Raw genomic sequence first — 12,768 nt, 5'->3', positions numbered from 1 at the left:
TCCGTGGTAGTATTCCTTCGTACGCACGCCAGTGATTGAGGCCAAGGAGGATTCATTATGATCGACCGCCGTTTTTTAACCATTGCCATCTTTGGGCTTCTTGCATCGTGCGCCCCATACAACACATACCCCGGTGTTGAACACATCAGTTCCAGACACGATATTGGGCATGAACCAATGTCAACTCTTGTTGTTGAATCATTGCGATACGCCGATGAGAGCTATGGTGTCAATGAAGAGTTAATTATCAACCTCCCCGAGGGCACACCAGCATCCATCTATGACGACATCATTGAACGGTTGGGTCGAGGCCGACCCATGATCGATTCAAGCGAGTCAGCATTACATATCAAAGAGGTTCGATCGCGTGGTTTTCAGGGCGAAGTCGATGTGATTTACCCGAGTGGCCAGGGACAGTATGCCTTAGCAACCATCTTCTTTGATCGAGGCTTGATGAATGATTATGCGGTCATCAATGCTCGCCGCTGGCGGATTCCCACGCCACAGCCAACCCCCAGCTATCCAGCTGCACTTCGATACCAGCGCATCGAAGAGGGCTTGGAGCTTCCGGAAGATGAACTGGCAACTGGAAAAACGGCTGCCCCAAAGCCTCCACACTTTGCCTCAGTCAAGATTACTGGTGCGACCGCCAGTCGAGCTGAACCTGCGCAGTACGTCATTAAGGCGAAAGCAGGACAGCCATTTGATCAGGATCTTGTCGACCGTGATATTGCTGCATTGACAATGCTTGGTGTTTATGCCGATGTCGATTGGTCAACTTCAACGCGCCCAGATGGTTCTATCGATCTTGTTTATCAGGTGACTGAGACACCTGTGATCAAACAAATCGTCATTGTTGGTAACACCACGATTACTGATCGAGAGTTGACGCAGCTATTAGCAGCGCAACCTGGCGATATTCGTGATGATGCTGCGATTGAAGAGGGACGACAGCGGATTATCTTGCTTTACCAAGAGCGAGGCCTCGATGGAACCGACGTTGGTATCGATCAAGACATGCTTGAAGATGAATGGATGCTTGTTTACCGCGTGACCGAGCCACAAGAAATGGCTGCAACAGCTTCAGATGAACCGTGAGCCAAGCGAATTACATTAAATGGCTGGATAGCGCCATTGAGCAGGCGGAGAAGTCTTGGTCAGAGGGCGGCATACCAATTGGTGCGGTGCTCGTTGATCAATCTGGAACTATTGTCGCCCGTGGACACAATTTGCGCGTGCAAAGTGGCGATCCCACCGCTCATGGTGAGGTTGTATGCATTCGCAATGCCGGTCGAAGACGTGATTGGGAAGACCTGACATTGGTCACAACCTTGTGGCCTTGCACCATGTGTACTGGTCTTGGTGTGTTTCTGCGAATTCCACGCATTGTTGTTGGCGAGACATCGACCTTCAGCCACGCGCAGACCTGGATGTCGATGTTAGAGACTTCTACCACTTGGCTAAAGAACGCGGGCGTAGAGACAATTGTGCTTGATGACTCTCGCTGTATCGAACTTATGGCCACGTTGCGACGTGAGAAACCCGATCTCTGGAATGAGGATCTTGGTGAATGAAACGAAGTAGCACCTCTTTTTTGTGTCTCAACATGCTCTGTCTTTGGGTCGTGTTCTTACTGCCCTCAGTCACTTGGGGTGATGATGATCACTATCCCAAGCTCAGCCCATTCGAAGCCATTCGATTTAATGATGATGGCCCCGAAATTATGTTGGGTGGGAATTGGTTTGATTTGCTAGCGATTGAAGGTATCCCGATTAAAGACCTCCATGATTTTGCGCGAAAGCAATACGGTGACAGAGCGCAAAAGCGATTTGGCGAAGATTTGGTGCAGTTGATGGCAGAATCTGGTCATCCGCTACCTGGCAACACCGTGACAATACTGGTACGCAGTGTTCAGGGTGGCCCAGAAATGGAATTCAATGATGTCCCCATGACGGCTGCGAATCGGCAGCGGATATGGGAATCGAATAAGGAAAAAAAGGACGCTGAGGAGGCTGTAAAACAGCGTGATGTGGCGCGCTCATCACGACAACATGCGACAGAGATTCCTGAACATTTGTCTTTCTTGACAAAGAGAGTTGCCTCTCCCGACGCTCGTCAAACGCAATGGCTCACCGCCGAAGAGGCTGCGGAGGATCTTGACCAACTTGAGCAAGCATTAGAAGAACAATACGCCTATCTCCATAGAACTGATGTTGACTATCGAGCCGCTCTGGATGCCATTAGAGCCTCTTTAGGTGATGGTATTCGGGTTGATGACTTTGGCTTTCAGCTACAAATGATGCTTGGTATTTTCGGTGATGGGCATACCCGCGTCTCGGGTGTCAACCGTGTGTTTCCTACGGGCTCATTACCTTTTTTTATTGAAACTGATGGTGATCAATTTCTCGCTGTCAATAAAGATCGTGATGGCTTTGTTGATCCTGAGTATCCAGTCCTTCTTGGAATCGATGGCTTTCTGATTGATGATTGGATGGAGGTGGCACGTTGGCTTCAATCAGCGGGATCTGATCCACTTGTCAACCGACGTGCTCTTCAGGTGGCCGCTGAGGTTGGAGCAATGAGGCGATTACTAGATTATGAAGAAGGTGATAGCCCAGAGAGCGAAGATTGGGGGAGTGATGTTGTTGTTCTTCTTTTAGGTTCCCTCGACGGGAACTCGACAATCGAACAACCCGTTTTGATGAGCTCTTCTCCTCTGAAGGGAAATCGGCTTGACGAGCTTGAGACAACAATCCGTGATGACAACATTGCCTACTTACGATTAGAGCGCATGGATGAGAAGCAAGTACAAGAAATCATTGGCCTCATGGCTGAATCAAAGGGGACAGATGGTCTCATTGTTGATGTTCGAGGCAATGGCGGCGGATCTCGTCAAGCACTAAAAACGTTTCATGAATTCATCAAAGGTGATCGCGAGCCACCTCAGGTCATCAATATCGGGGCCTACCGCCTTAATGAAGCGTTTCCAAAGAACCACCTTGCAGCACGAAGTATGTATCGAGCTGATGACCCTCTATTGAGTGGCCCCGAGCGTGCTTCGATCAGCCATGCCGTCCCCGGCTTTGACCCCGAAATGAAGTTGCCACCAGGACAATTCAGCCCCTGGCACTACTTTGTACTCGGTGCTGGTGGACGAGCTGCATGGGCATATGAATACGACAAACCAATTGTGGTACTCCTGGATGGGGGCAGCTTCAGTGCAACCGATATTTTTCTGGGAGCCATGAAAGACCGAGAAAACGTGTTGCTCGTTGGAACCACCTCTGGTGGTGGCTCTGGTCGTGCCCAGCGCATCAAATTAGCTCACAGTGGTTTATCCCCACGTATGTCGTCGATGGCATCATTTCGAAAACGGGGTCAGCTCTACGATGGCAATGGTGTTGAGCCAGATGTCATTGTGATACCGGAGCCTAGCGACTTTATAGGTCAGAGTGACCGGCAGTTAGAAACAGCTGTTGAGCTCATTAAGAAGGCCGAAAGATGGCCCGTGCCCCGACCGAAATATCGACCGACACAGCCCTAATTCGCTGTAAACAAACCTAGTTTAATCGCTGCCGCTAATAAGAAAAACAAAAGCGTCACAAGCAATGATGCCGTTGCCAGAAAACCATTAACCAAATGGTCACCTATCCAACGACGACGGGTATTGAGTAGCAAGAGCACGATGGCAAGCAATGGCAAGAAGAATGCACCAAAGAGTGCATATGCCTTTTGTACTTGGGCAAAGGGCTGTGCGACCTGAACAAGAGGAACCAATGCTAATGCGATGAGAAAGCCGCGATAGAGCGGTGCTCGTGTATCAACCGTGCCCTGGGCATCTTCTCTGCCTAATTTCAAGCGACGCACAGCATCACTAAAAAGAAAAGGTATGGCCTGCCACACGCCCAACAAACTACTAAACACCGCTGCCCAGGCACCAATCAAGAATGCCCACCGGCCAATCGAGCCAACTTTTGCTTCCAGTTGATTCGCCATACTTAAAATGAGGTTGGCGCCTTTGCCGTCAACGTTCATGCCATTTGAAATAATGACAATTGCTATGCCAAATAATGCCGTAACTGTATAGCCAACTGCGAGATCAATACGACATAACCGGATTTGACTTGGGCTATCGCGCCCCGCCTCGCGGATCCAATAGCCATAACACAAGAGTGTGACTGTACCGCCTACGCCGCCAATGAGCGCGATAACCCAACCAAACTGGGCTGTCGTTAACTCGTCTTTAGGAAGCGAAACCGTTGGAACCAAGAGGCCTTTCGCAATCCCTCCCCAGTCATCAGCGATGAGTACCGCAGTCACAACCACAATCAAAAACATCACTGCGACACAGATTGCCATAATCCGTTCAAAGATCGCGTATTGGCCATACCAAACAAACAGAAGGCCGAGAATACTAAATGCGGCTCCAAAGATGAATCGGCCAACAACTGGATCACCAAAGACTGGCAGCATAGCGCTTGTTGTCACACCACAAGCACTTATTAATGCGGCACCAACAAAGTACGTAAATGGAATTAAGTAGATTAAGAAAATCACCGACGCCCAACGTCCAAAGTGATCAACGGCCCCCTCTAGTAGCGTGCGCCCTGTGGCCAGTTGCCATCGCGCCAGTCCCTCAGTGAGAACAAATTTCATTGCAGCGCCTAAGCAGACAGCCCAGAGAACTGAAAGTCCAATGGCTGCGCCAGCAAAGCCTGCAGTGGCCAGATCACCCGCCCCGACCCCAGTTGCAGCAATCACAAGGCCTGGGCCAATAACGGCTAATAGGCCTGGACGAGCAGAACCCTTCACGTATCTGCCTTCTCATCCTTGCTTGGAGATTGAGCCGCCGTAGCAGATTCATTGGCGCGAACTTCGGTCTGCTCTGCAGTCGTTGTCGGCTCGTCCCAAACTGCAATCTGTCCAACCATAAAGCCCACGATAATGATCTGAACCAGATTCATTGCCATACTCGCTCTATGAAGCCACTTGAAGTGCTTCTTCCCTTCAGCATCTCCATTGTTTGCTTTAGCGTGAGCCGAATCAATCATTGGAATGATGTTCTGACGAAGCAACCAAAACATGGCGACTGAGGCCGCCCCAAGAATCACACTCAACAATAAGATCCAATGACCAGTGGCGACAAGCTGCACAACCAAAAGTCCCGTGGCAATCAGTACGCACATGCCGGTCAACAAATAATAACGAGGAAAGATCTTGCGCATGAACGGTCCGCCTTGTTCTTTGCCAAAGTGGCGAAAAACCAGTGGCGTCATAACGAATGATAGAAAAATCATAGAGCCAAAAGCTGCTGCAAGAAGTAAGGCGGTAGCGACCGAAAAATACACTGTGATCATGGATTGTCTCCGTGGTTTCTATTGAACATTGACTAGTATCGGCCTATCGCTCGATCAGCATCGAAACCGCATTACCGCCGCCTAGGCACAGGCTAACAACGCCTTTCTTTGAATCTGTCCGCACCATCTGATGCACCAATGTTGTCAATACTCGAGCACCCGAAGCACCAATAGGGTGCCCCAGGGCCACGCCTCCACCACAAATATTGAGCTTCTCTTCCGGCACGCCAAGTTCCGTCGCATTCGCCATGGCCTGCGCCGCAAAGGCTTCGTTAATCTCAAAGAGATCCACATCATCTACCGTCAAACGATGGTCTTTTAGGAGTTTAGCCATGCCTGCCGCAGGTGCCGAAAAGATCTCCTTTGGATCAACGCCAACGGTGTTGTAACCAACAATACGCGCCATTGGATCTGCGCCAATTTCCTTTGCGGCTTCTTCTGAGGCCACAATAAGAGCTGCGGCGCCGTCACTTATCTGTGAAGCATTCCCTGCTGTTACGGTGCCATCCTTACCAAATGCCGCACGCAATTTGGAGAGAGACTCTGCAGATGAGTCTGCTCGAACGCCTTCGTCGGCACCAACATCAAACCTCTGTTTAAGTTGCCCGCCATCAAGTTGAATCATCTCTGCATCAAAGTATCCAGCTTCTTGTGCGGCTGCCGCTCTGAGATGACTCTGTGCACTAAATTGGTCTTGAGCTTCGCGGGAAATACTGTGCTTCTCAGCAATATGATCAGCTGCGCAACCCATCGCCCATTCCTCAAACGCACAAGTTAAACCGTCGTGCTGCATATGATCAACCATGTCGCCAGGTCCAAACTTAACACCAGCTCTAATGTGCGATAGGTGCGGCGCTCGTGACATACTCTCAAAACCACCTGCCATAACAACTTCGTTATCGCCAGCCTTTATAGATTGGGCAGCGAGCATCACGCTCTGTAGTCCTGAGCCGCAGACCTTATTGATAGTCTGGCAACTCAATGAAGTGGGAAGGCCCGCGCCCAATGCTGCTTGTCGAGCTGGGTTCTGGCCTAAACCTGCTTGTAGCACACACCCCATGATGCACTCGTCAATTCGATCACGAGCCGAAGGTACAGCCTCCAAAGCTGCTTCAATTGCAAATGATCCAAGTTTGGGGCTGGGCAAGCGGCTGAGTCCGCCGAGCAGTCGGCCAATTGGTGTGCGGCGGGCGGCTAATATCACTGGCATCTGGTGGCATCCTTTTCTTTTTGTTCGGTCCTTTGAGCTCTAAGCATGGTCTCGGTCTCGTCAGGGGGTCAGGTCTCTGCCTGTTACAGTGCATTGCGGTACAATCGCACTTGCAACTCACCTCGTAAAGCCGGCAAGCACCCACTGCGGGTCCTTAGGCGATGTGGTGAGGGGGAGAAGTTTAGCACGGTCCAACCAAACTATGTCCGCCCATATGAGCAACGACAATCTGATGAGCCTCCAAAGCCATATCTTGGCAGAGGAGCAGCAATATCCCGGAGCAACCGGCGATTTCTCGTGGATACTCTCCGCCATCTCCTTGTCAGCCAAGACGATTGCAAACAAGGTCCGGCGGGCTCGCATCGATGATGTATTGGGTGAACACGGTGAGGGTGCTCAAAACGTCCATGGAGAGCAACAACAAAAGCTCGATGTATTAGCCAATGAATTGATTATGCGCTGCCTCGGTGATCGTGCGAATGTTGGTGTACTGGCTTCCGAAGAAGATGAGGAACCCAGATTGCTTCGAGCACGAGGCGAGGGTGGGCGGTACGCCGTACTCTTTGACCCACTGGATGGCTCATCCAATCTCGATTTTTGTGTCGGTGTAGGAACTATCTTCAGCATTATCAAGCTGAGCGATGAGCATCCTACTGATGCAGAAGCCGCCATTCTTCAACAAGGTGTGCATCAGGTCGCTGCTGGATACGTCTTATATGGATCATCAGTTGTACTCATTCTCACGACTGGTCGCGGTGTCCACATGTTTGTACTTGATCAGTCAATTGGTTCGTTTGTTCTGGTAGAGCGGGATATCAAAATTCCAAAATCCAGCAAGACGTACTCTGTGAATGAGGCCTATACCGACACATTCCCGCCTGGCTACAAGCAATATCTAAATTGGGCCCATCAAGAGGGCTACTCAAGCCGTTACATTGGTTCGATGGTGGCCGATGTACATCGCACCTTATTGAAAGGTGGCGTCTTTCTTTATCCGCCAACTGCCATACACCCAAACGGCAAACTTCGCTTGATGTATGAAGCAAACCCAATGGCCATGGTCATTGAGCAGGCAGGTGGCAGGGCCATTAATGGCGAGACTGCGATCTGTGATATGTCGCCAACAGGACTTCATCAAAGAACCAGTGTTATTTTGGGTTCGACAGAAGAAGTTGAGCACGTCCAGCGATTTCTATAACGAGTTTATCTTTTTTCGACTCATTCCTAAACAACTGAGGTTCCATGGCTACTGCAACTAATACGTTTGTCACCTTACCCCGCAACACAAATCAGGCTCACGGCATTGGACAATATGCGATTGACTTTATGTCAAATCGTATTGGGAAGCCTGATGAATCAGTGCTACAAAGAACAAGGTTGTTCTTTACGGATGCTGTTCTTGTTGGATTGTCAGCCCTTTCATTAGGAACAAATGCACCGTGTATTTTGCGTGCAGAAGCACTTGAATACGGTGACGATCAAGGCGCCACTGTGTTTGGCTCTCCTGTGCGAGTGCGTCCAGAAAAAGCGGTTGTTGCAAATTGTTCTGCGGTTCGTGAATGGGATTCAAACGGAACCGTCTTTGGCTACAACCCCCAACTTGGAAACACCGCTGGCGAGTTTGGGCACAATGATTTCTATGGTGTGCCAATTGCTGCTGCGCAAGTCATGAACCTTGATGGTGCCACCGCGCTCCGGGGCATGATCTGCCTCGACGAGATTCGTGGCAGGCTCGCAGAGGTCTTTAGTCTCAAGTCATATAAGATTGACCACGTTGTTCACGGCGCGATTGCTTCAGCAGCCGTGTACGGAGCGATGTGTGGTGCGACCGCTGATCAAATTGAATCAGCGATTGGAATGGTGGTCGCTCACTTCATTCCCTGGCGAGCCATTCGTGCTGGCAAGCAACTTTCTGATTCGAAAGGCGCCTCTGCCGCGATTAGCAGTGAGGTTGCTGTGATGTCAATGATTCGCTCTATGAACGGATTCATGGGACCAGCAGACATTTTCCGTAATCCAGAGGCGATCTGGCGACAGTTTGAGCCGACTGATGGCGATTGCCCGTTCGACCTTGTCCTTGGGGAAAGTGGCGATGACTTTGCTGTCATGGGTATGCACTTCAAGATCGGACTTTATGAACATCAATCTGCTGGCGCACTGCACGGACTCATTACGCTCATCCATGAACATCCAGAACTCTGTCAGGCACTTGATCAAATTGAGCGAATTGACATCACCGCTTACGAGCCCGCTTATGGCATCATTGGTGATCCCGCAAAGAAAGATCCCAAGACCCGACAGAGCGCCGATCACTCAATGGTGTATATCGTTTCAACAATTCTGCGCAAGGCAATGGATTTAGCAAGCCAAAGTGGCTTACCCGAAACAATTGATGAGACTTGGCAAGCACTCATGCTTGGTCCATATGACTACAGTGATGAAGCTATTTTCAATGACCGCACCAGGGCTTTGATGGGTCGTATTCACTTCATCCATGGCGGCAAGGAATTCGATGATCGATATCCGGACGGGATTCCGACATCAATGGTCATTTCTTTAGCAGGCGGTGAGTCTTTTGATAGTGGCATGGTGATGTACCCCGCTGGTCATGCACGAAATACCACATCTGACCTCAATGCTCTGCTTGACACTAAATTTGATCGGCATGGACACCTCGCCATTGCCGAGCCAACCGATCTGATACAAAAGTGCCGCTCAATTGATGAACTAACAACCGCCCAGCTCTTAGACCTTTTCGACTTCACATTGCTAGAGCGCCGCGATTTCCACTGATCACTGCCCAGGCATCGGCTCGGTTGGGTAGGGTGGTCGTGTTGGTTTTTCTGTTCCCTGGGTTTGTAACAACCGCATGGCTTCTTGGATACCCATCTCTAATTGTGGGTCGACATTTGCATCACGATCTGAAGGCGTAAAGGCGACCTCAATATCTGGTTCAACACCACGATTCTCTAGTGTCCATCCACCTTCTGCTTCCCACCAAGCAGCCTCGGGTTGGGTGTGATAGCCACCATCAAGAAATGGCACACCTTCGGATATACCAATCACACCGCCCCATGTACGCGTACCAATCAATGGTCCTAATTGCTTGCGCCGAAACATCGCTGGAAAGATGTCTCCATCCGATCCAGCATGTTGATCTATGAGTGCGACCATTGGCCCTTGAAAAGTGCACCACGGATACGTCATGTCTATTCCATGACGAATAGAGTCGTAACCAAGCACTTCTCGAGCAAGGCGCTCAATGATCATCTGACTCACGAAGCCGCCACCGTTATTGCGAATATCGATGATCAATGCGTCTTTTTTAATCTGTGGGTAGTAATAGCGACTAAACATCGTCAACCCAAGGCCATCCATGTCTGGGATGTGTAGATAGCCAACTTGGCCATCAGTCGCCTCAGTGACAACCCGTCGATTGTTCTCCACCCAATCCAAGTAGCGCAAGGTCATTTCGTCAACCAGTGCCTCTACTTCAATAACACGCGATTCAGACATCGGATCGTCGTCTTGATTCTTACCCCTCAATGAAAGACGTACTGTCTTGCCGGCCTGCCCTTGCAAGTGCTCATAAATATTGCTGCGAGCACTAACTGGCTGTCCATTGATTGCAACGATGAGATCACCTTCAGAAACATCCTGCCATGCGGCATCTAATGGACTGGCCGCATCGCTTGTCCAACCTTGCGCTGGAAGAATACGATCTATTCGAAAGCCATCCCTCTCAGCATGCCCATCAATACCAAGAAGGCCCACATCAATGTAATCAGCCCAATCTGCTGGATCACCGCCTCCGATATAGGCATGGCTGGCTTGTAGTTCCCCATACATTTCGCCAATCAGATCATTGAGTTCTTCGCGAGAACCGATCTGAGGAAGCACGGCGCGATACTTCGCTCCAACAGCATCCCAGTCGACACCACCCATGTTTGGTGCCCAGAAAAAATCCCTTTGTCTTCGCCAAGCTTCCTCAAACATATGTGACCACTCACTGGGAATGTCCACGTGTAACTGCTCCATGGATAAATCAATGGGCAACTCATCCATTGTTTCTAGATCGAGAACCGTCATTCCCATATCGCCTGAATAAGCAATCATGTTGCGGTCCATATTGATTGCGAATTCACCAACACCAGGAGCAATGAGCTCTGGCTCGCCGTCAATCGCATCCAATTTCATAATGCCATACTTGCCACCTGCCATATTGAGTTCAATCCAATCGGCCTGCTCTTGTTGATCTAATCGCTCACCGGGCTCGTTGATATAAAGCAAGCCACCCCATGTTGCCTCGAGTCCAGCGTACGAGCCTGCTGGTGTTTCAAATGTGTAATGACGGCGTGATAAACCTGCTGGATCAATTTGCATTGGCAACACTTCATCAGATTCTTCTTCATCCATCTCTTCATCGAAGTCCGACCATGTCGGAGGCATGCTCCAATAGTCCACATCAAATTCGACTGACCGCATCGCCTTTGAATCTGGTGGAGGCGTATGCTCTGCCAATGGCACTGCCACAAGCCGATCAGTTGCATCGTGAACATGTTGAAAATCAAGGTTACCCATCGCCGCAGAAAGATCTCTACCAGAGACAAAGTACAAGTAAAGACCTGCTGGGTCCCAGCGTGGCTCACTATCAGAGTGCAATCCATCACTGATCGTGAACTTCTTTTTCGTGCCTATATTGAGTAAGTAAATCTGACTCACACCAGTTTCTAGTGTTTGTGTGTACGCCAGCCACTGACTATCTGGAGAGAAACGGTAGTCAGTTATTGGCTGTTGGGAATCTGTGGCAACCTTGATTGGCTCCAAGAGTGACATATTCGTGAGATAAAGGGCGAAGGTCTTATCCCCATAAGCAATCCACTGGCCGTCTGGTGACATTTGCGGTGGATATATCCATTTGTCGAGCAAATCTGTGAGACCCATAGGTGATTCATCGCCGCTGGTTGAAAGTAAAGCAAGTTGCTGTTCACCTGAACGATCTGTGATGATCAACAACTCATCTTCCGTAGTAAATGTAGCGCCCCATTCACGAACACCACTGGTTCGTGTCAGGCGTCGAGCTGTACCGTCAACTGGAACAATAATTAACTCGCCCCGAGCCTCCACAAGCACTTCGTCACCTGCTGGAGAAAGCGCAAAGGTGGTCATGTTCTCTTCAAGAGGAACATGTCGTGGGCGCGATGCCACGCGATCACTAGCGATCGCAATGGGAAGGTGCTCAACCTGTTCATCTTTTGTAAACCGTCCCAGTTTTCCGCCTTGTGAGAAGACAATTTGATTGCCACCAGGCTTCCGATCTTGACTTGGCCAACGAATATCGTGGGCGCTCATACCTTGAGATAAATCATTTGATGAGACCATCGTTGTATGCTGCTTTAGATCTTCACCATTGGGTGACATCGAAAAAATGTTCGGTGTGCCACCACGATCCGATAGAAAATAAACCCGACCCTGCATCCACATGGGATACATATCATTGGCATCACTCTTCGTAAGCTTCGTGTAGTTACCACCAACCAGGTTGGCGATCCAGATGTCTGGCGCTGTGCCTCCGCGATAGCGTTTCCATGTCCAGCCTTCGTTCGAGTGAGGCGTAAATGCGAGCTGGTTTCCACTAGAACTAAATGATGCTTGTGTACCCTCGCCAAAAGGAAGCCGCTCAGGCATACCGCCAGCTCGTGAGATTGACATAAGCTCATCTCGATCAAGCGGATGAGCGCGAGTTGTGCGAAACAGGATGCGTTGACCATCAGGTGACCAAGCCACCGCACGATCAGTTGCGGGATGAAACGTTAATCTTTGGGGACTTCCACCATCAATTGGCATGACATAGATGTCTGTATTGCCATCGTATTCGCCAGAGAAAGCAACCCACTTACCGTTTGGACTCAGAACAGGATCAGACTCACTTCCATCACTACTCGTCAGCCGATGGGCAAGGATGCTCCCTTGCTCGTTCTTATTGGAGAGCACCGCAGAGAAAAGATCTCCCTCACTGACAAAAATAACTTGATCACCACGAATTGTTGGATGTGTGTAGTAGCCACTTTGTTGCGCTTCGAGTGGAGTGTCTAGAAAAACCAAGAAGCTTAAAACCAACAATGCATGGACGTGACAAGTTCTTAATCTCATATCAATTCTCCAATGAGTGGTACGGAACAAGAACTATAATAAGCAGTA

At 49.7% G+C, this 12,768-nt stretch carries 9 protein-coding genes; 5 read left to right on the top strand and 4 right to left on the bottom strand.

Translation table 11 applies throughout. The features are described from left to right. Positions 1-57: 57 nt before the first annotated feature. Genes P8J86_05280 through P8J86_05270 form a run of 3 tightly spaced genes read left to right on the top strand, consistent with a single transcriptional unit; the run spans position 58 to position 3,544 of the window. The gene (locus tag P8J86_05280; GenBank protein MDG2054102.1) at positions 58-1,098 is read left to right on the top strand and encodes a POTRA domain-containing protein; all 1,041 of its coding nucleotides are present in this window, start codon (positions 58-60) and stop codon (positions 1,096-1,098) included. Then, a complete protein-coding gene (locus P8J86_05275; protein ID MDG2054101.1) occupies positions 1,095-1,574 on the top strand; it encodes a nucleoside deaminase in 480 nt (159 codons plus the stop codon). Before P8J86_05280 ends, P8J86_05275 begins: the two co-directional genes overlap by 4 nt. Continuing rightward, positions 1,571-3,544: a S41 family peptidase gene (locus P8J86_05270; protein MDG2054100.1), complete on the top strand. Its 1,974-nt coding sequence runs from the start codon at positions 1,571-1,573 to the stop codon at positions 3,542-3,544. Before P8J86_05275 ends, P8J86_05270 begins: the two co-directional genes overlap by 4 nt. On the opposite strand, the gene P8J86_05265 is transcribed toward P8J86_05270, so the two are convergent. From P8J86_05265 to P8J86_05255, 3 genes are read right to left on the bottom strand one after another with little or no spacing between them, the layout of a single operon-like run. Continuing rightward, positions 3,541-4,812: an Nramp family divalent metal transporter gene (locus P8J86_05265; GenBank protein MDG2054099.1), complete on the bottom strand. Its 1,272-nt coding sequence runs from the start codon at positions 4,810-4,812 to the stop codon at positions 3,541-3,543. The two genes, P8J86_05270 and P8J86_05265, sit on opposite strands and share 4 nt — an antisense overlap. Further along, on the bottom strand, positions 4,809-5,357 hold the full coding sequence (locus P8J86_05260) for a DUF4149 domain-containing protein (GenBank protein MDG2054098.1): 549 nt from the start codon (positions 5,355-5,357) through the stop codon (positions 4,809-4,811). Before P8J86_05260 ends, P8J86_05265 begins: the two co-directional genes overlap by 4 nt. Before the next feature lie 43 nt (positions 5,358-5,400). After that, positions 5,401-6,567 carry a thiolase family protein gene (locus P8J86_05255; protein MDG2054097.1) on the bottom strand — a complete coding sequence of 389 codons (1,167 nt, stop codon included), beginning with the start codon at positions 6,565-6,567 and terminating at the stop codon, positions 5,401-5,403. A 232-nt stretch (positions 6,568-6,799) separates the two neighbouring features. Here P8J86_05255 and fbp point away from each other — a divergent pair, with 232 nt between their 5' ends. Together fbp and P8J86_05245 are read left to right on the top strand one after the other, a co-directional pair. Continuing rightward, positions 6,800-7,765, top strand: coding sequence for a class 1 fructose-bisphosphatase (fbp, locus tag P8J86_05250; protein MDG2054096.1), 966 nt, complete (start codon positions 6,800-6,802; stop codon positions 7,763-7,765). A 44-nt stretch (positions 7,766-7,809) separates the two neighbouring features. Then, positions 7,810-9,360, top strand: a complete 1,551-nt coding sequence (locus P8J86_05245; protein ID MDG2054095.1) for an MmgE/PrpD family protein — start codon at positions 7,810-7,812, stop codon at positions 9,358-9,360. Here the strand turns inward: P8J86_05245 and P8J86_05240 are convergent, their stop codons facing one another. Continuing rightward, entirely contained in the window at positions 9,361-12,720 is a 3,360-nt protein-coding gene (locus tag P8J86_05240; protein MDG2054094.1) for a S41 family peptidase, read from the bottom strand. Positions 12,721-12,768 lie beyond the last annotated feature (48 nt).

This window comes from Phycisphaerales bacterium (assembly GCA_029268515.1).
Taxonomy (GTDB): domain Bacteria; phylum Planctomycetota; class Phycisphaerae; order Phycisphaerales; family SM1A02; genus JAQWNP01.
This window is presented reverse-complemented; position numbering and strand designations above follow the sequence as displayed.

Excerpts from the sequence above, each read along its gene's own strand:
- P8J86_05255 (MDG2054097.1), bottom strand. The coding sequence starts at position 6,567 with ATGCCAGTGATATTAGCCGCCCGCCGCACACCAATTGGCCGACTGCTC.
- P8J86_05270 (MDG2054100.1), top strand. The coding sequence starts at position 1,571 with ATGAAACGAAGTAGCACCTCTTTTTTGTGTCTCAACATGCTCTGTCTT.
- P8J86_05240 (MDG2054094.1), bottom strand. The coding sequence starts at position 12,720 with ATGAGATTAAGAACTTGTCACGTCCATGCATTGTTGGTTTTAAGCTTC.
- P8J86_05280 (MDG2054102.1), top strand. The coding sequence starts at position 58 with ATGATCGACCGCCGTTTTTTAACCATTGCCATCTTTGGGCTTCTTGCA.
- fbp (MDG2054096.1), top strand. The coding sequence starts at position 6,800 with ATGAGCCTCCAAAGCCATATCTTGGCAGAGGAGCAGCAATATCCCGGA.
- P8J86_05260 (MDG2054098.1), bottom strand. The coding sequence starts at position 5,357 with ATGATCACAGTGTATTTTTCGGTCGCTACCGCCTTACTTCTTGCAGCA.
- P8J86_05245 (MDG2054095.1), top strand. The coding sequence starts at position 7,810 with ATGGCTACTGCAACTAATACGTTTGTCACCTTACCCCGCAACACAAAT.